This is a genomic window from Trabulsiella odontotermitis, from assembly GCF_001297775.1.
Taxonomy (GTDB): Bacteria; Pseudomonadota; Gammaproteobacteria; order Enterobacterales; family Enterobacteriaceae; genus Trabulsiella; species Trabulsiella odontotermitis.
This window is the reverse complement of record NZ_LIFX01000002.1, coordinates 285,817-309,402: the sequence shown is the minus strand read 5'-3', so window position 1 is coordinate 309,402 and position 23,586 is coordinate 285,817. Positions and strand designations below refer to the sequence as shown.

19 protein-coding genes are annotated in these 23,586 nt (G+C 55.0%); 5 read left to right on the top strand and 14 right to left on the bottom strand.

The window, feature by feature from the left end; all coding sequences use genetic code 11:
• Window positions 1–14 precede the first annotated feature (14 nt).
• On the top strand, window positions 15–872 hold the full coding sequence (gene speE, locus AOY23_RS03220; RefSeq protein WP_054178390.1) for a polyamine aminopropyltransferase: 858 nt from the start codon (window positions 15–17) through the stop codon (window positions 870–872).
• Window positions 873–886: 14 nt separating this feature from the next.
• Window positions 887–1,681, top strand: coding sequence for an adenosylmethionine decarboxylase (gene speD / locus AOY23_RS03215; RefSeq protein WP_054178389.1), 795 nt, complete (start codon window positions 887–889; stop codon window positions 1,679–1,681).
• Between the two features lie 46 nt (window positions 1,682–1,727).
• On the opposite strand, the gene AOY23_RS03210 is transcribed toward speD, so the two are convergent.
• The 12 genes from AOY23_RS03210 to pdhR form a co-directional block, all read right to left on the bottom strand.
• Entirely contained in the window at window positions 1,728–1,973 is a 246-nt protein-coding gene (locus tag AOY23_RS03210) for a DUF2543 family protein (protein WP_054178388.1), read from the bottom strand.
• Window positions 1,974–2,011: 38 nt separating this feature from the next.
• Window positions 2,012–2,779, bottom strand: a complete 768-nt coding sequence (locus AOY23_RS03205) for a DeoR/GlpR family DNA-binding transcription regulator (protein WP_054178387.1) — start codon at window positions 2,777–2,779, stop codon at window positions 2,012–2,014.
• Window positions 2,780–2,788: 9 nt separating this feature from the next.
• A complete protein-coding gene (locus AOY23_RS03200) occupies window positions 2,789–3,772 on the bottom strand; it encodes a D-threonate 4-phosphate dehydrogenase (protein WP_081005579.1) in 984 nt (327 codons plus the stop codon).
• The gene (dtnK, locus tag AOY23_RS03195) at window positions 3,762–5,033 is read right to left on the bottom strand and encodes a D-threonate kinase (protein WP_054178385.1); all 1,272 of its coding nucleotides are present in this window, start codon (window positions 5,031–5,033) and stop codon (window positions 3,762–3,764) included. The genes AOY23_RS03200 and dtnK overlap by 11 nt, the downstream gene beginning before the upstream one ends.
• On the bottom strand, window positions 5,030–5,983 hold the full coding sequence (locus AOY23_RS03190; protein ID WP_054178384.1) for a 2-keto-3-deoxygluconate permease 1: 954 nt from the start codon (window positions 5,981–5,983) through the stop codon (window positions 5,030–5,032). The genes dtnK and AOY23_RS03190 overlap by 4 nt, the downstream gene beginning before the upstream one ends.
• Before the next feature lie 180 nt (window positions 5,984–6,163).
• The gene (gene yacL / locus AOY23_RS03185; RefSeq protein WP_054178383.1) at window positions 6,164–6,526 is read right to left on the bottom strand and encodes a protein YacL; all 363 of its coding nucleotides are present in this window, start codon (window positions 6,524–6,526) and stop codon (window positions 6,164–6,166) included.
• 134 nt (window positions 6,527–6,660) lie between these two features.
• Complete coding sequence (acnB, locus tag AOY23_RS03180; RefSeq protein WP_152958369.1) at window positions 6,661–9,258, bottom strand: bifunctional aconitate hydratase 2/2-methylisocitrate dehydratase; 2,598 nt, start codon at window positions 9,256–9,258, stop codon at window positions 6,661–6,663.
• 752 nt (window positions 9,259–10,010) lie between these two features.
• On the bottom strand, window positions 10,011–10,295 hold the full coding sequence (locus AOY23_RS03175) for a hypothetical protein (protein WP_054178381.1): 285 nt from the start codon (window positions 10,293–10,295) through the stop codon (window positions 10,011–10,013).
• 172 nt (window positions 10,296–10,467) lie between these two features.
• Window positions 10,468–11,892 carry a dihydrolipoyl dehydrogenase gene (lpdA, locus tag AOY23_RS03170; protein ID WP_054178459.1) on the bottom strand — a complete coding sequence of 475 codons (1,425 nt, stop codon included), beginning with the start codon at window positions 11,890–11,892 and terminating at the stop codon, window positions 10,468–10,470.
• Window positions 11,893–12,092: 200 nt separating this feature from the next.
• Complete coding sequence (gene aceF / locus AOY23_RS03165) at window positions 12,093–13,982, bottom strand: pyruvate dehydrogenase complex dihydrolipoyllysine-residue acetyltransferase (protein ID WP_054178380.1); 1,890 nt, start codon at window positions 13,980–13,982, stop codon at window positions 12,093–12,095.
• A gap of 14 nt (window positions 13,983–13,996) precedes the next feature.
• The gene (gene aceE, locus AOY23_RS03160) at window positions 13,997–16,660 is read right to left on the bottom strand and encodes a pyruvate dehydrogenase (acetyl-transferring), homodimeric type (protein WP_054178379.1); all 2,664 of its coding nucleotides are present in this window, start codon (window positions 16,658–16,660) and stop codon (window positions 13,997–13,999) included.
• A gap of 243 nt (window positions 16,661–16,903) precedes the next feature.
• Entirely contained in the window at window positions 16,904–17,668 is a 765-nt protein-coding gene (gene pdhR, locus AOY23_RS03155) for a pyruvate dehydrogenase complex transcriptional repressor PdhR (RefSeq protein ID WP_054178378.1), read from the bottom strand.
• Between the two features lie 540 nt (window positions 17,669–18,208).
• Between pdhR and aroP the strand changes: the two genes are divergently transcribed.
• From aroP to AOY23_RS03140, 3 genes are all read left to right on the top strand, one after another.
• On the top strand, window positions 18,209–19,582 hold the full coding sequence (gene aroP / locus AOY23_RS03150) for an aromatic amino acid transporter AroP (RefSeq protein ID WP_152958368.1): 1,374 nt from the start codon (window positions 18,209–18,211) through the stop codon (window positions 19,580–19,582).
• A 164-nt stretch (window positions 19,583–19,746) separates the two neighbouring features.
• Complete coding sequence (locus AOY23_RS03145) at window positions 19,747–21,147, top strand: glycoside-pentoside-hexuronide (GPH):cation symporter (protein ID WP_054178377.1); 1,401 nt, start codon at window positions 19,747–19,749, stop codon at window positions 21,145–21,147.
• The gene (locus AOY23_RS03140) at window positions 21,147–22,100 is read left to right on the top strand and encodes a glycoside hydrolase family 43 protein (protein ID WP_054178376.1); all 954 of its coding nucleotides are present in this window, start codon (window positions 21,147–21,149) and stop codon (window positions 22,098–22,100) included. The genes AOY23_RS03145 and AOY23_RS03140 overlap by 1 nt, the downstream gene beginning before the upstream one ends.
• Here AOY23_RS03140 and ampE read toward each other — a convergent pair.
• Complete coding sequence (ampE, locus tag AOY23_RS03135) at window positions 22,097–22,951, bottom strand: beta-lactamase regulator AmpE (protein ID WP_054178375.1); 855 nt, start codon at window positions 22,949–22,951, stop codon at window positions 22,097–22,099. The two genes, AOY23_RS03140 and ampE, sit on opposite strands and share 4 nt — an antisense overlap.
• A complete protein-coding gene (gene ampD, locus AOY23_RS03130) occupies window positions 22,948–23,511 on the bottom strand; it encodes a 1,6-anhydro-N-acetylmuramyl-L-alanine amidase AmpD (RefSeq protein ID WP_054178374.1) in 564 nt (187 codons plus the stop codon). The genes ampE and ampD overlap by 4 nt, the downstream gene beginning before the upstream one ends.
• Window positions 23,512–23,586 lie beyond the last annotated feature (75 nt).

The window sequence follows — 23,586 nt, the reverse complement described above, 5'->3', positions numbered from 1 at the left end:
GGAGGTATCCGTCGATGACCGATAAAAACCGGTGGCACGAAACCCTGCACGACCAGTTTGGTCAATACTTTGCCGTTGATAACGTCTTGTATCACGAGAAGACCGACCACCAGGATCTGATCATTTTCGAAAACGCGGCGTTTGGCCGGGTGATGGCGCTGGACGGCGTGGTGCAGACCACCGAGCGCGACGAATTTATCTATCACGAAATGATGACCCACGTTCCGCTGTTGGCTCACGGCCAGGCAAAACATGTGCTGATCATCGGCGGTGGCGACGGCGCAATGCTGCGCGAAGTCTCCCGCCACAAAACCGTTGAAACCATCACCATGGTGGAAATCGACGCGGGTGTGGTCTCGTTCTGCCGCCAGTATCTGCCGAACCATAACGCCGGGAGCTATGACGATCCGCGTTATACGCTGGTGATCGACGATGGCGTCAATTTCGTCAACCAGACCCGTCAGACGTTCGATGTGATTATCTCTGACTGTACAGATCCCATCGGTCCTGGCGAAAGCCTGTTCACCTCGGATTTCTACGAAGGCTGCAAGCGCTGCCTGAACCCTGGCGGGATTTTCGTCGCCCAGAACGGCGTGAGTTTTCTGCAGCAGGATGAGGCCATCGGCAGCCATCGTAAACTGAGCCATTACTTCCGCGACGTGAGTTTTTACCAGGCGGCGATCCCGACCTATTACGGCGGCATCATGACTTTTGCCTGGGCGACGGACAACGGTGCGCTGCGCCATCTTTCCACCGAAATCATTCAGGCGCGCTTTCACAGCTCCGGTCTGAAATGCCGCTATTACAATCCCGGCGTGCATACGGCCGCCTTCGCACTGCCCCAATACCTGCAAGACGCACTCTGCTTCTAAGGAGATGATAAAAATTGAAAAAGCTTAAACTGCATGGCTTTAACAACCTGACCAAAAGCCTGAGTTTTTGTATTTACGATATCTGCTATGCCAAAACAGCGGAAGAGCGCGATGGTTATATCGCCTATATCGACGAACTCTATAACGCCAACCGTCTGACCGAAATCCTGTCAGAAACCTGCTCGATTATCGGTGCCAATATTCTCAACATTGCGCGCCAGGACTATGAACCTCAGGGCGCGAGCGTCACTATTCTGGTGAGCGAAGAACCGGTCGATCCGATGCTTATCGACACCACAGAACACCCGGGACCGCTGCCCGAAACGGTGGTTGCTCATCTCGATAAAAGCCATATCTGCGTGCATACCTACCCGGAAAGCCACCCAGAAGGCGGTCTGTGCACCTTCCGCGCGGATATTGAAGTGTCCACCTGTGGGGTGATTTCGCCGCTGAAGGCGCTGAATTACCTGATCCACCAGCTGGAATCAGACATTGTGACCATCGATTACCGCGTGCGGGGGTTTACCCGTGACATCAACGGTAAGAAGCACTTTATCGATCACAAAATTAATTCGATTCAGAACTTTATGTCCGACGACATGAAAGCGCTGTACGACATGGTGGATGTGAACGTTTACCAGGAAAACATCTTCCATACCAAGATGTTGCTTAAAGAGTTCGACCTTAAGCACTACATGTTTCACACCAAACCGGAAGAGTTATCTGCAGAAGAGCGCAAGGTCATTACCGACCTGCTGTGGAAAGAAATGCGCGAAATCTACTACGGGCGCAATATCCCGAGCGTATAAGAACAACCCTCAGGAGCTCTGCAGAGCTCCTGAGCGAAATCAGGATTTATTCATTTCCCCATCGATTCAGGAATTCAGCGATATCATCGATGCGTTGCGCGTCAATGTTGGCTTCACGAGCCATCTCTTGCTGCGCCTCTTCGCTGATCTCTTCATTATTGCTTAAACGGGTGATCAGCAGCTGGAAATAGCGTGCCAGAGCGTCACGCTCCGGGGCGTTAACAGGCTCTGCGGACTCCGTCGAATACTCATCCACGATGTCATAAAATTTCAGGGGTATTTCATTACCCATCACTCATCTCCAGGTTTATCCCAACGTCTGCTATCCGGTTATTCAGGTTGAACCAGCGTCAGGGCGACGGATTGCGCTTTCAGTTCGGCCTGCACGGCCTGCGGTAAATTAACATCGGTGATGACGTCGGTAAAGCGGCTGAGAGCGACGACATTAAACAGAGAATGCGCGCCATATTTGCTGCTGTCGGCCAGCAACACCTTACGCTGGGCGTTAGCGATAACTTCTTGTTTCAGCCCCGCTTTGTCTTCCGTCGGCGTGGTCACCCCTTTCTCCAGGCTCCAGGTGTTACAGCTCATGAAGGCGATATCGGGGTAGACGCTGCGCAGCATCTTGCGGCCATATTCACCGATGCACGACTGGCTGCTGTCATCAATCCGACCGCCGACAATGGTCACTTCTATCTGGCGAAACTCCGATAAAAACAGGGCGATGTGCAGATCAACGGTAATAACGCGTAAAGGCAGATGCGTCAGACATTTTGCCAGCTCCAGCATCGTGGTACCAGCATCAAGCACAACCGCATCACCCGCATGCACCATGGAGGCGGCATAACGCGCGATCGCCCGTTTTTCAGCGGGGGATCGCAGTTGTTTCTCATTCGTGGTCGGTTGCGCAGGTTCAAAGCGTCGTAACGCAACACCGCCGTGGCTGCGGCTGATCACTCCCTGTTCATCCAGTTTGATCAGATCGCGCCGGATCGTCGCCGGGGAGGCGTCGACCGCGTCCACCAGTTGTTCCACGGTCACCAGCGTATGATTTTTCAAATACGCCACAATCTGATCCAGACGGTGTTGTCCTTTCATAACAGGAAATTACGCCAGTTGCATTGCCAGTTTAATCGATATGGCCATGCTCTCAGATTTTGCTTTTCCCGTCCAGGCGATATCAAATGCCGTCCCGTGATCGGCAGAGGTGCGGATAAATGGCAGACCGGCAGTGATGTTGACGCCATCGTAAAAACCGAGCAGCTTCAATGGAATATGTCCCTGATCGTGGTACATCGCCACCACCATGTCATAGTGACCTTCATACGCCTGTAAAAACACCGTGTCCGGCGGGCACGGGCCGTAAACATCGATCCCCTTCGCCTTCATGTTCTCAATCGCGGGTCCGACAATCCGGATCTCTTCATCGCCAAACAGCCCGTTTTCACCGGCATGGGGGTTCACACCAGCCACCGCAATGCGCGGATTCGCAAATCCCACGCGTTTCAGGAAGGTATCAGCGATGCCGATCACCGTTTCCACGCGCTGAGCATTGAGGGTATCGAGGAACTTACGCAGAGCGATGTGGGTGGAAACATGAATCACTTTTAGTTTATCGGTGTAGAGCACCATCGCGTAGTCGCGGCTTTCGGTCAACGTTGCCAGCAGCTCTGTATGGCCCGGGAAGTTGTGTCCGGCAAGATGCAGCGCTTCTTTGTTCAACGGGGCCGTGGCGATGGCATGGACGTCGCCTTTCATCGCCAGCTCCGTCGCGCGTTTTACGCAACGAAAAGCCAGATCGCCCGCCTGCGCCTGCACTTTACCCGGCTCCAGCGCCTCCGGCTGTGCCAGCGGTTCATCGATCACATGAATCACGCCCGGTGTGAAGTGGGCATCCGCGACCTGGGTGATCGCGCGGAACGTTACGCCTTCCGCCAGCCCTCTGGACTGCAACCGCTTCAGGGTTTGCAGGCATCCCACCACCACCAGCGGTACGCCAGTCAGTTCATCCTGGCTGAGCGCTTTAACAATAATTTCCGGACCGATCCCCGCAGGATCTCCCATCGTAATCGCGATTGTTTTAGTTACCACTGTACATCTCCTCAATAAAATAAAGCGCATCACAAAGGGTACTGTCTGAGCCGAATCCTCCTGCTTTGGTGATAACCGGCAGATCGTCAATCTCGCTGTTCACAAAGGTGCCGCACGGAATGCAGGGGGCGACTTCGCTTTGAATGCGATACCCTTCCGCACCCAGCGCGCTGGCTACTGCGGTGGCGATATCCCCTCCGGTGAGGAACAGGCCACCGATGCGCGCCTGCTCAATAATGCGTAACGTGATGACCCCAAGCCGCTGACTCAACAGTTCGCCGAGTTGCTGGCGACTCATCCCCACGGAGCGACACAACGTGTCGATCATCTCCCGATCTTCCGCACGCCGACTGGTGCGTAAAATCGTATGATGCCGACGGCTCAACAGCGTACAGGCCTGCTCCACAATCGAGGCGATCTCTTGTTCGAAATGCGCTGAGACCAGCCGTGAGGCATCAATATCAACGATCTTCGCTCTCTCCTGACATAGCGCTTTTTCGACCTGACGTCGCGTGGCTTCGCTCATCGAGCCCGCGACCACCAGTACTGGCAGCTCTTGTTTCTCCTGCATAAACATTCTGACCGGCAGGGCATTGGCGAGTCCGGCCGCGCCGACCAACAGCGGCAGCTGTTTTTGTTCACAAATGGCCTGCGCAATCAGCGACAGATCGCGATCTTCCACCGCGTCCGCCACAACCATGCATTCACCTTCTGCAGCGAAGGTGCTCAACAGCGCGCTCAGGCGGCCGCGACGGACGTCTTCAAGCGAGACTTCGCGCACCGGAATGTCACTCTGCAACGCGACCAGCTCCGCAATGCGCGAAGAGACAATCGGCGTTTTGGGATCGCTGGCAAATTCTGTCTCCAGTAAAGGGGTTCCGTTGACCAGGCACAGCCCATCACGGGTGGTGCGTCCGGCGGCGGGGATCGCCGCGGCAATGACCGCCAGCGGCCGATGAGTCGCCCGCATCGCCGCGCTGACTTCGGCCCCCACGTTGCCGCGAAAGGTCGAGTCGATTTTTTTATACACCAGCGGCAGGCTGCTCCCTTCGCACCACGGCGCTAATGCCTGTTGTACGGCCTGTTCAGCTTTCGCCGCAGAGATTGCCCGACTTTCGGTATTGATGACCAGCACATCGGCACGGCGCGAAGGCTTCTGCGCCGGGGTGAGCATCACCTCCGTGCGCGCGCCTTTCTTCGCTAGCTGCACGCCAGTATCGTTAGAGCCCGTAAAGTCATCGGCGATAACGATCATTTTCATGCTTTATTCTCCTGAGCCACCTGCCGCGCCTGCCGTTTTGCCACCCATGAAGTGAGGATGGGCGTCAGGATCGCAGTGGTGATCACCGACGCGGCAACCAGCGGCGCGGCGGCGGCGGCGACTTGCGCCAGTGAAGGGTCAGCCTGCGCAATTGCCAGTGGCGTCGCGACAGCGTTACCCGCCGTACTGGACGCGGCGGCGCCAGCAATGCCACTCCCGCCAACCAGCCGGTCTGCGCGGATGTTAAAGAAACCGCCAACGAAAGTGGTCAACACGCCAAGCAGGATGCCCGCCAGACCGCCCTGCAGCAGCATCTCAAGGTTAATGCCAGCGCCCAGCGCAAAGGCAAAGAAGGGAATCAGCAACGGGCCACCTTTGGTCAGGAAGTCGCGCATGTTGTGATCGAGGTTACCGAGGATCATCCCCACCACCAGTGGGACCAGCACCGCCACCAGCGCCATGATCGGAATGTTTGCCATTCCCGCCGCGCCCAGGGCGATCATCGTAAAGAACGGACCGTCATTAAGAGACAGAATGGAGATCGCGCCGACATCACGTTCGTTGCCGAATTCGCCAACCAGCGCCGCATACAGCCCGCCATTCGAATTGCTCATTGCCGCAATAATCGCCAGGCCGCTTAAGCCAAAGATCCCTTCCGTACCAAATAGTTGCTCAACGCCAAGGCCGATCGCAATGGCGATCAACAGTTTTGTCAGGGTGATCGTCCCCCCCTGCAACAATGCCTGAGGCGCCGCCTTCACGCTGATCCCGGCGCCCATACACAGCAGGAATGCGCCAATTAGCGGGGCCGCGCCATTTTTAAACAGCGCGGTGGTAAACCCGCCTATCTCCAGCGCCTGCGGGGCAAAGGTATTGATAATGGCACCGATAACCAATGGCACGACCATCATGCCGCCGGGTACGCGTTCTATTGCCTTTTTGATGTTCATGGTCTTCCCGCCTGTTGTTGTGTTGTGATTAAATAAAATCATAAAGATTATATTTAATCAAATTTAGTTCACAAACGCGCCAGATCACAGTTTTAAGATGATTAATAAAAATCAAACAATCATTTTTCAGCAAAAAAAAGCCGGACGCAAATGTCCGGCTGCTTTGATGATTGAAATCACTCAGGATTGATGAAGAAATTCCCGGTATGCTTTCACCACCTGAAGAAAATCTTCCACGCCGCACAGCGACAAACTCTCCTCATCGTAGTAATTCATCCCTTCTTCCATTTCGTCACCGGTAAACTCCAGTTGGTTGGCGCGGATTATCGCCTCTTCGCCATCCATCCAGAGCGTATATTCATGCCCCACCCGTTGCCAGGAACGTTCGCTGCCTTTCACCGTGTGCGCCGCCTGTTCCACTTCGTCCAGCAGGGCCAGGTTTTCTTTCACTTCTTCATTAAACCAGTGCCCGACCACTTCGTGACCCATGGACATGCGCACTTTTACTACTCCGGTAACATCGCGCAGAAATTCGTAATCCATAATGTGTTCCTCTGCAAAACCCTTACCGTAATTATCGCAGCAGAGCAGAAGAAAAAAAGCGGTACGAAGGGAAGGTTTGAAATAAAAAACCCTTCTCCGGGGAGAAGGGTTTGTCGGATCGGTAAACGAAAAACTTACACGGCGGTCTGGAAAATCACGCCGTCCGCTTTTTCGGTGTACTGATTGAGCTGATCGAAGTTCAGATAGCGGTAAGTATCCACGGCGGTTTTATCCACCTTCGCAACGAAGGTCTGATACTCTTCCGGCGTCGGCAGTTTGCCGATCAACGCCGCAACCGCTGCCAGTTCCGCAGACGCCAGGTAGACGTTTGCACCGGTACCTAAACGGTTCGGGAAGTTACGGGTTGACGTGGAAACCACTGTCGCACCGTCCGCCACGCGCGCCTGGTTACCCATGCACAGCGAGCAACCCGGGATTTCAATACGCGCGCCACTCTTACCGAACACGCTGTAATAGCCCTCTTCGGTCAGTTGCGCCGCATCCATACGGGTTGGCGGCGCCACCCACAGACGGGTCGGCAACTGGCCTTTGTGGGTATCCAGCAGTTTACCTGCCGCACGGAAGTGACCGATGTTGGTCATGCAGGAACCGATAAACACTTCGTCGATCTTGTCGCCCTGCACGTCAGACAGCAGACGCGCATCGTCCGGATCGTTCGGCGCGCACAGGATCGGCTCTTTGATATCCGCCAGATCGATGTCAATCACCGCCGCGTATTCCGCGTCGGCATCAGCTTCGAGCAACTGCGGATCCGCCAGCCATTTTTCCATGCCCTGCACGCGACGCTCCAGCGTACGACGGTCGCCGTAGCCTTCCGCGATCATCCACTTCAGCAGCACGATGTTCGAGTTCAGATACTCGATGATCGGCTCTTTGTTGAGCTTGATGGTGCAACCGGCGGCAGAACGCTCAGCCGAGGCATCGGTCAGTTCGAACGCCTGCTCAACTTTCAGATCCGGCAGACCTTCGATTTCCAGAATGCGGCCAGAGAAGATGTTCTTCTTACCTTTCTTCTCAACGGTCAGCAGGCCCTGTTTGATGGCGTACAGCGGGATCGCATGCACCAGATCACGCAGGGTGATGCCCGGCTGCATTTTGCCTTTGAAGCGCACCAGAACGGATTCCGGCATATCCAGCGGCATCACGCCCGTCGCGGCAGCAAACGCCACCAGACCAGAACCGGCCGGGAAAGAGATGCCGATCGGGAAACGGGTGTGCGAGTCACCGCCAGTACCTACGGTGTCCGGCAGCAGCATGCGGTTCAGCCACGAGTGGATAACGCCGTCGCCAGGACGCAGCGAGACGCCGCCACGGTTCATGATGAAGTCCGGCAGCGTGTGGTGCGTGGTCACGTCGACCGGCTTCGGATAGGCCGCGGTATGGCAGAAGGACTGCATCACCAGATCAGACGAGAAGCCCAGGCATGCCAGGTCTTTCAGCTCATCACGGGTCATCGGGCCGGTGGTGTCCTGAGAGCCAACGGAGGTCATCTTCGGCTCGCAGTAAGCGCCCGGACGAACACCGGCAACGCCACAGGCGCGGCCCACCATTTTCTGTGCCAGCGAGAAGCCACGACTGCTTTCTGCCACGTCTTTCGCTTTGCGGAATACGTCGCTGTGCGGCAGGCCCAGCGCTTCACGCGCTTTGGTGGTCAGGCCCCGACCGATGATCAGCGGAATACGGCCACCGGCACGCACTTCGTCGATCAGCACGTCCGTTTTCAGTTCAAAGCTTGCCAGCAGTTCGTTGGTTTCGTGGTTACGCACTTCACCTTTAAACGGGTATACGTCAATCACGTCGCCCATATTCAGGTTGCTCACGTCCACTTCAATGGGCAGCGCACCGGCATCTTCCATGGTGTTGAAGAAGATAGGCGCAATTTTACCGCCGAGGCACAGACCGCCGCCGCGTTTGTTCGGCACGTGCGGAATGTCATCGCCCATGAACCACAGAACGGAGTTGGTCGCGGACTTACGGGAAGAACCGGTACCGACCACGTCACCGACGTAGGCCAGCGGGAAGCCTTTTTTCTGCAGTGCTTCGATTTGTTTGATGGGGCCGACGACGCCCGGCTGATCCGGCTCAATCCCTTCGCGGGCGTTTTTCAGCATCGCCAGCGCATGAAGCGGGATATCCGGACGTGACCAGGCATCCGGCGCCGGAGACAGGTCATCGGTGTTGGTTTCGCCCGTCACTTTAAAGACGGTGACAGTAATTTTTTCCGCGAGCTGAGGACGGTTCAGGAACCATTCTGCGTCAGCCCAGGACTGCATCACCTGTTTCGCGTAAATGTTACCCGCTTTGGCTTTCTCTTCTACGTCGTAGAAGTTGTCAAACATCAGCAGAGTTTGTGACAGCGCTTTGGCAGCGATCGGCGCCAGTTTTTCGTTATCCAGCGCGTCAATCAGCGGATGAATGTTATATCCGCCCTGCATGGTACCAAGCAGTTCAATCGCTTTTTCAGGGGTAACCAGAGGGGATTTCGCTTCGCCTTTGGCGACAGCGGCAAGGAATCCTGCTTTAACGTAGGCGGCTTCATCAACGCCAGGCGGGACACGGTTGGTTAACAGATCTAACAGGAAGTCTTCTTCGCCAGCAGGCGGATTTTTCAGCAGTTCCACCAGCGCGGCCATTTGGGTTGCATCTAAGGGTTTAGCAACAATCCCTTCGGCGGCACGCTCAGCTACGTGCTCACGGTATTCTTTTAGCACGACGGTTCTCCTCGCTCTCATTGTCATGTGCGGCAGGCGATTCTCTTCACGCTCCTGTGAGACAGCAGTTTGTAGGGTAAATGCCGGATACCGCGTCGGGCAGCATAGCAGGATTTTGGCAGTGTGTTAATCCGTTTACAAAAAAGCAACATTAAATAATTTGCTGAATCGTTGCGCTGAATATATTGCAGGCCAAACGGGGTTTCTCAGACACAAAAAAACCGCAATGAAGCGGTTAGTTTGTTGCTTCAGGGTGGTAGCAGGCACCGTTGAAGCAGGGTTTGTGGCAATTACCAGGCAAGGACGATTTTGCACAGAACCTGACCTGTTTGCAATGGTCAGTTTCGGTTTTGCGTAGCGCATTCCCGTTTTAACAAAATGTCAGGAAACAAATGATGCTTTGCTATCGCTTTTCGAAAAAGTGGCGATATAGTCGCCCCTGGCCTGCTTCGCTGGCGTAGCAGCCAGTCACCGGGCCTGGAAGCAGTTCCAGTACTCCGCGTGGCAATTACCTGGTTTGCCCGGTTCTGCCTTTCCCGGTGAAGAAGGAATCAACGTGGCCCTTAAAGGGAAAACGTGCAATGGAGATGCGTTATCTGTATGCGCTCATCATTGTGACAGGTTTAGTGCTGGCATCGCTGCATGGTGGTTGGAATATTTCCGACATCACAGTGATGTTCGTTCTTAACCTGGGCAAGTAAGCTAGTGGTCGCCCGCAAGGGCGACCGTCTATATCGCGGAAAAACGCATTATCAACCCTGATGCGGCATCAAGCCGGGATGACCCACCACCGCCGGTTTGTTGCTGGAGAGCGCGGCTTCATCGGCGCTGATGCTGCCCGAATTTGCCGCCCAGACGCCTTCGTGCGTTTTGGTGACCGCCTGATGCTGCGCGTTCAAATTCTCGCCCATGGCAGCGATGTGGGTACTTTCGGTACCGCCGCTGTTGTCAGCCCATGGAATCACGGGATCGGCGGCAAATGCCAGGCCAGATACCAGCGTTGCGGTTAATGCTGCTGTAGCCAGTAACGTTTTCATAGTGCACCTCTGAATTAATTAGCACACTAAGAGTTTACCTGGAAATTATTTTAAAAAGCGCTTCAGGTTGTACTGAGGTATTACCGGAGAAATAGTTTTTCAAACTTTCGCTGTCGGGCGGAAAAAGAAAAAGCGGCTGAATCAGCCGCTTTTTGTCATTGAGGCAGAAGAATTATTTCTTCTTCGCTTTCGCGTTTGGCAGGTCGGTGATGCTGCCTTCAAACACTTCGGCGGCCAGACCCACAGATTCGTGCAGGGTCGGGTGCGCGTGGATGGTCAGCGCGATATCTTCGGCGTCACAACCCATTTCGATCGCCAGACCGATTTCACCCAGCAGCTCGCCGCCGTTGGTACCGACAATGGCGCCACCGATCACACGGTGAGTCTCTTTGTCGAAAATCAGTTTGGTCATACCGTCTGCGCAGTCAGAAGCGATAGCACGGCCAGATGCTGCCCATGGGAAGGTGGCGGTTTCGTAGCTAATACCCTTCTCTTTCGCTTCTTTCTCGGTCAGACCTACCCATGCCACTTCTGGCTCGGTGTAAGCGATAGACGGGATCACTTTCGGATCGAAGTAGTGTTTCTGGCCGGCGATAACTTCAGCGGCAACGTGACCTTCGTGAACCCCTTTGTGCGCCAGCATCGGCTGACCGACGATATCGCCGATAGCAAAGATGTGCGGCACGTTGGTGCGCAGTTGCTTGTCAACGCGGATGAAGCCGCGATCGTCAACTTCAACACCGGCCTGGCCCGCGTCGAGGTTTTTACCGTTCGGCACACGACCGATAGCCACCAGCACCGCGTCGTAACGCTGCGGTTCCGCCGGGGCTTTTTTGCCTTCCATGGAAACGTAAATACCGTCTTTCTTCGCTTCAACGGCAGTCACTTTGGTTTCCAGCATCAGGTTGAATTTCTTGCTGATGCGCTTGGTGAAGACTTTAACGATGTCTTTGTCTGCCGCCGGGATCACCTGGTCGAACATTTCAACCACGTCAATCTCTGAACCCAGCGCGTGGTATACGGTACCCATTTCCAGACCGATGATACCGCCACCCATCACCAGCATACGCTTCGGTACGGATTTCAGTTCCAGTGCGTCGGTGGAATCCCAGACACGCGGGTCGTCATGCGGAATGAACGGCAGTTGAATCGGACGGGAACCCGCCGCGATGATCGCGTTGTCGAAGTTGATCACGGTTTTACCGTTTTCGCCTTCCACTTCCAGGGTGTTGGCCCCGGTAAATTTACCCAGACCAGTTACCACTTTCACTTTACGGCCTTTCGCCATGCCAGCCAGACCGCCAGTCAGCTGAGTGATAACTTTTTCTTTCCAGGTACGAATTTTGTCGATATCGGTTTTCGGCTCACCGAAGACGATACCGTGTTCAGCCAGCGCTTTGGCTTCTTCGATAACTTTCGCAACGTGCAGCAGCGCTTTAGAAGGGATACAGCCGACGTTCAGACAAACACCACCGAGGGTGCTGTAGCGTTCTACGATTACGGTTTCCAGACCTAAATCAGCGCAACGGAAGGCAGCAGAGTAGCCTGCCGGGCCTGCCCCAAGTACCACGACCTGAGTTTTGATTTCAGTACTCATCATGACCTCTTAATTGATATCCGGCGATCCCTGGTCTTCTCGCCCATCGTCCACCGGGTCGTTCTGTCCGCCCGTATTTTACAAAATTGTTAACAATTTTGATACAACAAAACGGCAACGATTTATCTTTTGGCACTAATAACCCCACAGTACGCCATGAGATTACCAGAAAAAAGCCGGCCGTCAGGCCGGCTTTTCGATTACATCACCAGGCGGCGAATGTCGCTCAGCATGTTGTTGATGATGGTAATGAAGCGCGCACCATCAGCACCGTCAATCACGCGGTGGTCGAAGGACAGAGAGATTGGCATCATCAGACGCGGCACAAACTCTTTCCCATTCCACACCGGCTCCATCGCAGACTTGGACACACCGAGGATAGCCACTTCCGGCGCGTTGACGATCGGCGCGAAGTGGGTGGTGCCCAGGCCGCCAATGCTGGAAATGGTGAAGCAACCGCCCTGCATTTCGCCCGCGGTCAGTTTACCATCACGCGCTTTTTTGGAGATGGTGGTCAGTTCACGGGACAGCTCAGTCACGCTCTTCTTGTTCACGTCTTTAAATACCGGAACCACCAGACCGTTTGGCGTATCCACCGCCACACCGATGTTGATGTATTTCTTCAGCGTCAGACGCTGACCGTCTTCAGACAGCGAGCTGTTGAAGCGCGGCATCTGCTCAAGTGCAGCAGCTACAGCTTTCATGATGAAGACCACCGGGGTGAATTTCACGTCCAGTTTACGTTTCTCAGCTTCGGCGTTCTGCTGTTTACGGAACGCTTCCAGATCGGTGATATCAGTCTTATCGAAGTGGGTAACGTGCGGGATCATCACCCAGTTACGGCTCAGGTTAGCACCAGAGATTTTCTGGATGCGGCCCAGTTCGACTTCCTCGATTTCACCAAACTTGCTGAAGTCCACTTTCGGCCACGGCAGCATGCCAGGGATACCGCCGCCGGTGGCAGCAGGAGCAGACTCAGCGCGTTTGACCGCGTCTTTCACGTACGCCTGAACGTCTTCGCGCAGGATACGGCCTTTACGACCGGTGCCTTTCACTTTCGCCAGGTTCACGCCGAATTCGCGCGCCAGACGGCGGATCAGCGGCGTTGCATGGACGTACGCATCGTTTTCAGCAAACTCAGATTTACCTTCGGCTTTCGCCGCCGGAGCCGCAGCGGGTTTTTCTGCCTGTGCTGCCGGAGCAGCGGCCGCAGGTGCAGCAGCCGGAGCCGCGGCAGGCGCAGCGCCTTCCACTTCGAAGACCATGATCAGCGAGCCGGTGGAGACTTTGTCGCCCACATTGACTTTCAGTTCTTTCACGGTACCCGCGAACGGTGCCGGGACTTCCATCGACGCTTTATCGCCTTCGACGGTGATGAGCGACTGCTCAGCGGTGACTTTGTCACCCACTTTCACCATCACTTCGGTGACTTCAACTTCGTCGCCGCCGATGTCCGGGACGTTAACATCTTTCGCACCGCCAGCGGCAGCCGGTGCCGCTGTTGCCGGAGCGGCATCCGCTTTAGCCGGAGCCGCCGCAGGCGCAGCGCCCGCGACTTCAAAGATCATGATAAGAGAACCGGTGGAGACTTTGTCGCCGGTGTTCACTTTGATCTCTTTGACGGTACCCGCGAACGGCGCAGGCACTTCCATAGAGGCTTTGTCGCCTTCGACGGTGATAAGCGACTGTTCCGCGGTCACGGTGTCGCCCACTTTCACCAGGATCTCGGTGACTTCAACTTCATCACCGCCGATGTCCGGAACGTTAACCTCTTTTGCCGCTGCCGCAGCAGGTGCCGCCGCCGGAGCCGCTTCTTTCTTCTCTTCTGCCTTGGCAGGTGCTGCAGCTGCAGCACCGTCGGCGGAATCGAAAATCATGATCAATTTGCCGGTCTCGGTTTTATCGCCGACAGAGACTTTGATCTCTTTCACGATGCCAGCCTGCGGAGACGGGACTTCCATAGAGGCTTTATCGCCTTCTACGGTGATCAGCGACTGCTCGGCTTCAACCTTGTCGCCCACTTTGACCAGGATCTCGGTGATTTCAACTTCATCAGCCCCGATGTCCGGTACATTGATTTCGATAGCCATTATTCTTTTACCTCTTACGCCAGACGCGGGTTAACTTTATCTGCATCGATGTTGAATTTGGTGATCGCTTCCGCCACCACTTTCTTATCGATTTCGCCACGTTTAGCCAGTTCGCCCAGCGCCGCAACCACCACGTAAGAAGCGTCGACTTCGAAGTGATGACGCAGGTTTTCGCGGCTGTCAGAGCGACCGAAACCGTCAGTACCCAGTACGCGGTAATCGCTTGCCGGGATGAAGTTACGGATCTGCTCAGCGAACAGTTTCATATAGTCAGTCGATGCTACTGCCGGTGCATCGCTCAGAATCTGCGCAACGTACGGTACGCGCGGCGCTTCGGTCGGGTGCAGCATGTTCCAGCGCTCACAATCCTGGCCGTCACGCGCCAGTTCAGTGAAGGAGGTCACGCTGTAGACGTCAGAGCCCACGCCGTAGTCTTTCGCCAGGATCTGCGCGGCTTCACGGACGTGACGCAGGATAGAGCCTGAACCCATCAGCTGAACTTTGCCTTTGCTGCCTTCGAGGGTTTCGAGTTTGTAGATACCTTTACGGATACCTTCCTCGGCGCCTTCCGGCATCGCTGGCATGTGGTAGTTTTCGTTCAGCGTGGTGATGTAGTAGTAAACGTTCTCTTGTTTCTCACCGTACATGCGCTCCAGACCGTCGTGCATGATCACCGCAACTTCGTACGCGTAAGCCGGATCGTAAGAGATACAGTTCGGAATAGTCAGAGACTGAATGTGGCTGTGACCATCTTCGTGCTGCAGACCTTCGCCGTTCAGGGTCGTACGACCAGAAGTACCACCGACCAGGAAGCCACGCGCCTGTTGGTCGCCCGCCTGCCAGCACAGGTCGCCGATACGCTGGAACCCGAACATGGAGTAGTAGATGTAGAACGGGATCATCGGCAGATCGTTGGTGCTGTAAGAGGTCGCCGCCGCCAGCCAGGATGCGCCTGCGCCCAGCTCGTTGATGCCTTCCTGCAGGATCTGACCTTTTTCGTCTTCTTTGTAGTAAGCAACCTGCTCACGGTCCTGCGGGGTGTACTGCTGGCCGTTCGGGCTGTAAATACCAATCTGGCGGAACAGACCTTCCATACCAAAGGTACGCGCTTCGTCGGCGATGATCGGCACCAGACGATCTTTGATCGACTTGTTCTTCAGCATCACGTTCAGGGCGCGAACGAAAGCGATGGTGGTGGAGATCTCTTTGTTCTGCTCTTCCAGCAACTGAGAGAAGTCAGCAAGCTGAGGCAGTTCCAGCTTCTCAGTGAATTTCGGCTGACGAGACGGCAGGTAGCCTTTCAGCGCCTGACGACGTTCGTGCAGGTATTTGTACTCTTCAGAACCTTCCGGGAAGGTCAGGTAAGACAGGTTTTCAACCTGCTCGTCAGTGACAGGCACATTGAAACGGTCGCGGATATAACGCACGCCGTCCATGTTCATTTTCTTCACCTGGTGAGCGATGTTTTTACCTTCCGCGGTATCGCCCATGCCGTAACCTTTGATGGTGTGGGCCAGGATGACTGTCGCTTTACCTTTGGTTTCCTGCGCTTTTTTCAGTGCCGCATAGACTTTCTTCGGATCGTGACCACCACGGTTCAGTGCCCAGATCTGATCGTCAGTCCAGTCAGCCACCAGCGCGGCAGTTTCCGGATATTTACCGAAGAAGTGCTCACGGACGTACGCGCCATCTTTGGATTTGAAGGTCTGGTAGTCGCCGTCAACGGTTTCGTTCATCAGTTGAATCAGCTTACCGCTGGTGTCTTTGCGCAGCAGTTCGTCCCAACGGCTGCCCCACATCACCTTGATCACGTTCCAGCCAGCACCGCTGAAGATGCCTTCCAGTTCGTTAACGATTTTGCCGTTACCGGTGACCGGGCCATCCAGACGCTGGAGGTTACAGTTGATGACGAACACCAGGTTATCGAGTTTTTCGCGGGTGGCGATGGTGATAGCACCTTTCGATTCCGGCTCGTCCATCTCGCCGTCGCCCAGGAAGGCGTAAACGGTCTGTTCAGAGGTATCTTTCAGACCACGGTGTTCCAGATATTTCAGGAACTTCGCCTGGTAGATAGCGCCGATCGGGCCGAGGCCCATGGAGACGGTCGGGAACTGCCAGAATTCCGGCATCAGTTTCGGGTGCGGGTAAGAAGAAAGACCGTTACCGTGAACTTCCTGACGGAAGTTGTTCATCTGCTCTTCAGTCAGACGGCCTTCGAGGAAAGCACGTGCATAGATGCCCGGGGAAATGTGGCCCTGGAAGTACACCAGGTCGCCGCCGTCTTTCTCGTTACGGGCACGGAAGAAGTGGTTAAAGCACACTTCATAAACGGTTGCGGAAGACTGGAAAGACGCCATGTGGCCGCCCAGTTCCAGATCTTTTTTGGAGGCGCGCAGAACGGTCATAATCGCGTTCCAGCGGATAGCTGAACGAATACGGCGCTCCAGATCCAGATTACCCGGATATTCCGGTTCGTCTTCAACGGCAATCGTGTTTACGTAGTTGCTAGCCCCTGCACCAGCAGCCACTTTCACGCCGCCTTTGCGCGCTTCTGAAAGGAGCTGGTCAATCAGATACTGAGCACGCTCAACACCTTCTTCACGGATGACCGATTCGATCGCCTGTAGCCAGTCGCGAGTTTCGATCGGATCCACGTCATTTTGGAAACGTTCTGACATGGGGGGTATTCCTTATCTTTAATTCGTTGATTTGTCTGGAACCTGTCCCATTGCGTTCTTTGTTCTTCATATTTCAGGTTATCTCTTTGTTGGCTGCGCTTTCTCACCCCGGTCACATAGTTCACTATGCTTCCGGGGATTCGCGCACTTGCCGCCGCGATATAACCCGAACTATTTTGAACAACTAAAAACGCAATAAGACAGGTTCTACGTTTAGTTGCCGCGCTCTAAAAAAACCGGCGCTTAATCCTTTCGTTGCTGTAGGCGGCGAAGTGAACGTTCTCTACGACTTTGTTCACGGCTGCGGTCCAGCAAGATCTCCTCAATGAAAGCCAGATGTCGGTGCGACGCTTCACGCGCATGCTCCGGCTCTCTGGCCATAATCGCCTCGAAAATTCGGGTGCGATGGTTGCTGACCAGCGGAAGCATTTCCCGGCGGGCATACAACAATTCAAAATTCTGGCGAACGTTTTGAGCCAGCATGGGTTCCATGCAGCGTAGCAGATGAAGCAAAACTACGTTGTGTGCTGCCTCGGTGACGGCAATCTGGTACTGGACGACGGCGCTGGACTCGGCGTCAAGGTCGCCTGACTGCTGTGCCCGCTCGATGGCCTGATGAAGTTCGCGAATGCGTTCACGGTCTTCATCAGTGCTGCGCAGGGCTGCGTAATACGCCGCAATGCCCTCAAGCGCGTGACGGGTTTCCAGCAGATCAAACTGAGATTCAGGGTGGTCGGACAGGAGCTCTACCAGCGGGTCGCTGAAGCTCTGCCACAGGCTGCTCTGCACAAAGGTACCGCCGCCCTGGCGACGAAGCAGAAGGCCCTTGGCTTCGAGACGTTGAATCGCCTCACGCAGCGAGGGGCGGGAAACGTCGAACTGTTTAGCCAGTTCGCGTTCAGGTGGAAGTTTTTCGCCGGGGCGCAGTGTCCCCTCCAGAATCAAAAACTCCAGCTGCTGCTCTATCACATCAGAAAGTTTTGGTTGGCGGATCTTGCTGTAGGCCATTATTCCCTGTCTCTGCCATTAGCCCGGAGTCAATTGGTCTTACCAATTGCAAGTTCTTAGCGCTAAAGTAACAAAGTATTCACCTAATGTCCATACAGGTTTTGATTGAAATCACGAAACCACGCACATTTTAACAACAGTACAGAATTAACGTTTCAAACATGTAACTTTGCACAAATACTGCGTTTACTCACAAAGTGGGAGATTTAACCTGCATGAAACGCGATTTTGTGCATTACGAACCGATTCACCAAGTCGTTAAATGAATAAAAATGCACCTAAATTGAATATTGAATGAGAAACGTGCGCAGCGAAAAACTCCTGCTACGCTGTACACATGCTTTCTTTTTATGCAATCCGTCACTACCCCTTCATAAAGCAGGTGCATTACGCCGCGCTTACCACTATTCTTCCTCTTGCGAAAGAGGTGAGAGGAACTTTCCCGTTGTTAATACGTAAAAAAATAAGTACAGGAAATGGAATTTCATAATTACACACGCAATACAAGCGTATAAAAATACAACCACACACGAGGTTTTCATGATGGAAGGTCAACAGCACGGCGATCAGCTAAGGCGCGGACTCAAAAACCGCCATATTCAGCTCATTGCGCTGGGCGGCGCTATCGGTACAGGCCTGTTTCTTGGTAGCGCATCTGTAATTCAATCTGCCGGTCCGGGGATTATTCTGGGGTATGCGATAGCCGGTTTCATCGCCTTCCTGATCATGCGTCAGTTGGGGGAAATGGTGGTGGAAGAGCCGGTTGCCGGTTCCTTCAGCCACTTTGCCTATAAATACTGGGGGAGCTTCGCCGGCTTTGCCTCAGGCTGGAACTACTGGGTGCTGTACGTGCTGGTTGCCATGGCGGAACTGACCGCCGTCGGGAAATATATCCAGTTCTGGTGGCCGGAAATCCCGACGTGGGTGTCTGCCGCCGCGTTCTTTGTGATCATCAACGCCATTAACCTGACCAACGTGAAAGTCTTTGGCGAAATGGAATTCTGGTTCGCCATTATCAAAGTGGTCGCTGTGGTCGGTATGATCCTGTTTGGCGGCTGGCTGCTGTTCAGCGGCAACGGCGGCCCGCAGGCGACCGTGCGTAACCTGTGGGAGCAAGGGGGCTTCTTACCTAACGGCATGACCGGCCTGGTCATGATGATGGCGATTATCATGTTCTCCTTCGGCGGACTGGAGCTGGTTGGGATCACCGCGGCGGAAGCTGACAATCCGGAACACAGCATCCCGAAAGCCACTAACCAGGTCATCTACCGCATCCTGATCTTCTATGTGGGCTCGCTGGCGGTTCTGCTGTCGCTGTTACCGTGGACGCGTGTCACTGCTGACACCAGCCCGTTTGTGCTGATTTTCCATGAGCTGGGCGATACCTTCGTGGCGAACGCTCTGAACATCGTGGTGCTGACGGCGGCGCTGTCGGTCTATAACAGCTGTGTTTACTGCAACAGCCGTATGCTGTTTGGTCTGGCGCAACAGGGCAACGCGCCGAAAGCGCTGCTGAAACTCGACCGTCGCGGCGTGCCGGTCACCACTATTCTGGTTTCCGCTGTGTTCACCGCGCTCTGCGTGCTGATTAACTATCTGGCACCGGAATCGGCATTCGGTCTGCTGATGGCGCTGGTGGTCTCCGCGCTGGTCATCAACTGGGCGATGATTAGCCTCGCGCACATCAAATTCCGCCGTGCGAAGCAACAGCAGGGCGTCACCCCGCGCTTCCCTGCCCTGTTCTACCCGCTGGGTAACTGGCTTTGCCTGCTGTTCATGGCGGGCGTGCTGGTGATCATGCTGATCACCCCAGGCATGGCGATCTCCGTGTGGCTGATCCCGGTCTGGCTGGTGATCCTCGGCATCGGTTATCTGTGCAAACAGAAAAACGAAAAAACCGTTAAAGCACATTGATCCTTAATGCCTCTGCGCCTGTTTTCAGGTGCAGAGGCGTTGTTAACTTCCTCACACTTTCCCGTTAACAGCTCGTTCGTCCATATCACCGCCCCTATCCTGCTACGCAAATATTGCTTTGCGTGCAAATAATTCTCTCCATATCTCATTATGGAGTGATGTCGATGGGCAACAATAAACTGTCTGTGAAAGAAAAAATCGGCTATGGCATGGGCGATGCAGGATGCAATATCATCTTCGGCGCCATCCTGTTGTTTGTTAACTATTTTTATACCGATATCTTCGGTCTGGCACCGGCGCTGGTTGGCGTATTGTTGTTATCGGTTCGTGTTATTGATGCCGTTACCGACCCGATTATGGGCGCGCTGGCCGACCGTACGCGCAGTAAATGGGGCCGGTTTCGTCCATGGCTTTTATGGATTGCTTTCCCCTACGCCCTGTTCAGCGTGCTGATGTTTACCACACCAGAATGGAGCTACAGCAGCAAAGTTATCTATGCGTTCGTCACTTATTTCCTGCTTTCCATTACCTATACCGCGATCAATATCCCCTACTGCTCGCTGGGCAGCGTGATCACCAATGACCCACAAGAGCGTGTCGCCTGCCAGTCGTACCGCTTTGTGATGGTGGGGATCGCCACGCTGCTGCTGTCGCTGACACTGCTGCCGATGGTCGACTGGTTCGGCGGCGGTAACAAAGCCAAAGGCTATCAGCTGGCGATGACCGTGCTGGCATTCATCGGTATGTGCATGTTCCTGTTCTGCTTCTCCACCGTGCGTGAGCGCATTCGCCCGGCGGTGCAAACCAACGACGAACTGAAACAGGATCTCAAAGACGTATGGAAAAACGACCAGTGGGTGCGCATTCTCCTGCTGACGCTGTGTAACGTCTGCCCTGGGTTCATCCGTATGGCGGCGACCATGTACTACGTCACCTGGGTGATGCAACAAAGCACCCACTTCGCCACCCTGTTTATCAGCCTCGGCGTGGTCGGAATGATGATTGGCATCATGCTGGCGAAAGTGCTGACCGACCGCTGGTGTAAGCTGAAAGTCTTTTTCTGGACCAACATCGCACTGGCGATTTTCTCCTGCGCGTTTTACTTCTTTGATCCGCACGCCACGATGATGATTCTGGTGCTCTATTTCCTGCTCAACATCCTGCATCAAATCCCCTCGCCGCTGCACTGGTCGCTGATGGCAGATGTTGACGACTACGGCGAATGGAAAACCGGTAAGCGCATCACCGGGATCAGCTTCTCCGGCAACCTCTTTTTCCTCAAGGTAGGGCTGGCGATCGCCGGGGCGATGGTTGGTTTCCTTCTCTCCTGGTACGGCTATGACGCCGGGGCGAAAGCGCAGAGCGCCACCGCAATCAACGGCATCGTCATGCTGTTTACGGTGATTCCGGGTATCGGCTATCTCATCACCGCGGGTGTGGTTCGCCTGCTGAAAGTCGATCGCGATTTTATGCAACAGATCCAGACTGACCTGGAAAAACGCCGTCATAACTATCGCGAGCTGAACGAGTATCAGGAACAGATCGAACAGGTAAGGAAAGCATAATGAACGTATGGCCAAATCCCTTTATTGAGCAGCGCGCCGACCCGTTTATCCTTCATCATGAAGGGCAATACTATTTTATTGCCTCGGTGCCGGAGTATGACCGGCTGGAGATCCGCCGGGCGGCAACGCTTGAGGGTTTACGCACCGCGCAGGCGGTGGTCGTCTGGCGCAAACCCTCCACCGGCCCGATGAGCAAACTCATCTGGGCGCCGGAACTGCACAATATCGACGGCGTGTGGGTGATCTACTTTGCTGCCACGCACACTGAAGCGCTGGACGCGCTCGGCATGTTTCAGCACCGCATGTTTACACTCATCTGCAACGACGCTGATCCACTGACCGGCCGGTGGGAAGAAAAAGGTCAGGTCAAAACACCGTTTGATACTTTCGCGCTGGATGCCACCACCTTCCGCCATCAGGGAAAACAGTGGTATCTGTGGGCGCAAAAAGCGCCCGATATCGCCGGTAACTCCAACCTTTATCTGGCTGAACTGGAAAACCCGTGGACGCTTCGCGGCGAACCGGTGATGCTCAGCAGACCAGAGTTCGACTGGGAATGCCGGGGTTTTCTGGTCAACGAAGGCCCGGCGGTGATCGTGCATGGCAGCCGGTTGTTCGTCAGCTATTCTGCCAGCGCGACGGACGAAAACTACTGCATGGGGCTGCTGTGGATCGATCTTAACGCTGACCCGTTGCAGGCCGACAACTGGCACAAATCCCCGCGACCGGTGTTCACGACAAGTTATGAGCATCGTCAGTACGGGCCGGGGCACAACAGCTTTACGCAGACGTCAGAGGGAGAGGATGTGCTGGTGTATCACGCCCGTAACTACACAGAGATTGAAGGCGACCCGCTGTACGATCCCAATCGTCATACGCGGTTGAAGCTGATTCGCTGGCAGGAAAACGGGATGCCTGACTTCGGCATCCCGCCTGCGGATACGGACGCTTAAATCAGCGTGCCGTAGATGGTCAGAAGTGCGGTGATCACCACCACGACAAGCGAGGTCTTTTTCGCCATGGATACCGCCGCCTTTGGCGTCTCAACGGTATCCATGTGCGGTTCGCGGGCCAGTGAAAACTGCGCCAGTTGCGTCAGCACCTGATACTGCGAGGTATGGCGATCGCCCAGCGAGGCAAACCATGCGGGCAGCGCTTTCTCACCGTGGCCCAGCAGGGCATAGACCACGCCCACCAGTCGCACCGGCACCCAGTCGAGCACATGCAGAATACCGTCGATTCCCGACTGCAAACGGTGGTGCGGCGTCTGATAACGCGCCAGCCAGGTCTGCCAGGCGCGGAGAAAGGCGTAACCGGTGAGTGTCACCGGGCCGAGCGGTCCACCGACCACAAACCAGAACAACGGCGCGAGGTAGAAACGGAAGTTAATCCACAACAGGGCGTTTTGCAGCTCGCGAAGGTATTCCCGCTCGTCACACCCCGGCGGCACACCGTGGATCAGCGTCAGCTCGCTCGCCATCGAATCGCAGGCATGACTGTCTTTGCGCGCCGCGGCTTTCAGATAAGCGTGATAATGCATCCGCGTTTTTCCTGCGCCGATACACAGCAGGCCGAGCAAAATCCACATGATCAACAGCGGCACGTTAAACAGCAGACCGTACAACGCGCGCTGCACCAGATACACCACCGCCATCGCGACAATCGCCATCAGCAGCGTGTGGAAGAGGGAATAACGCTTAACACGGCGGAACAGGACTTCCAGTCGGTGATCGAGCTGCCAGTGCTCGCCCAGCTTGAACAATCGCTCGGCGATCAGCACCAGCAACGTAGTAAACAGCGTCATGTCATCTCCTTATCTGACGAAGGGGTGACCAGTGCACGAAACCGCGCCCAGTCAAACGCCGGACCGGGATCGGTTTTGCGTCCTGGCGCAATATCACTATGGCCTGTCATATTATCGGCGAGCGCCGGGTAAACATGGATTAATAATTTCGTGACCGCCGCCAGTTGCTGATACTGCGCCGGGGTAAACGCCAGCGTATCTGTCCCTTCCAGCTCGATGCCAATCGAAAAATCATTACAGCGCTCACGGCCTTTATAACTCGACACGCCAGCATGCCAGGCACGCTTGTCAAAAGGGACGTACTGCACAATTTCGCCATCACGGCGGATCAGGCAGTGTGCGGACACCCGCAGGTGAGCGATTTCGGCAAAAAAGGGATGCGCGGCAGGATCTATCGTTCCGGTGAATAGTGCGTCAATCCACGGCCCGCCAAACTCACCCGGCGGCAGGCTGATATTGTGCACCACCAGCAACGACGGAGCTTCATCGTCAGGACGGCAATCCTGGTGTGGCGACGGCACACGTCGCGCGCCCACCAGCCATCCTTCTTCTAACTGCATGCAAAAATCTCCTCATTCATACACAACATCATTCAGGATGCGTCGGGGCGATGTGAAGGATGAAGTCTGTATGGT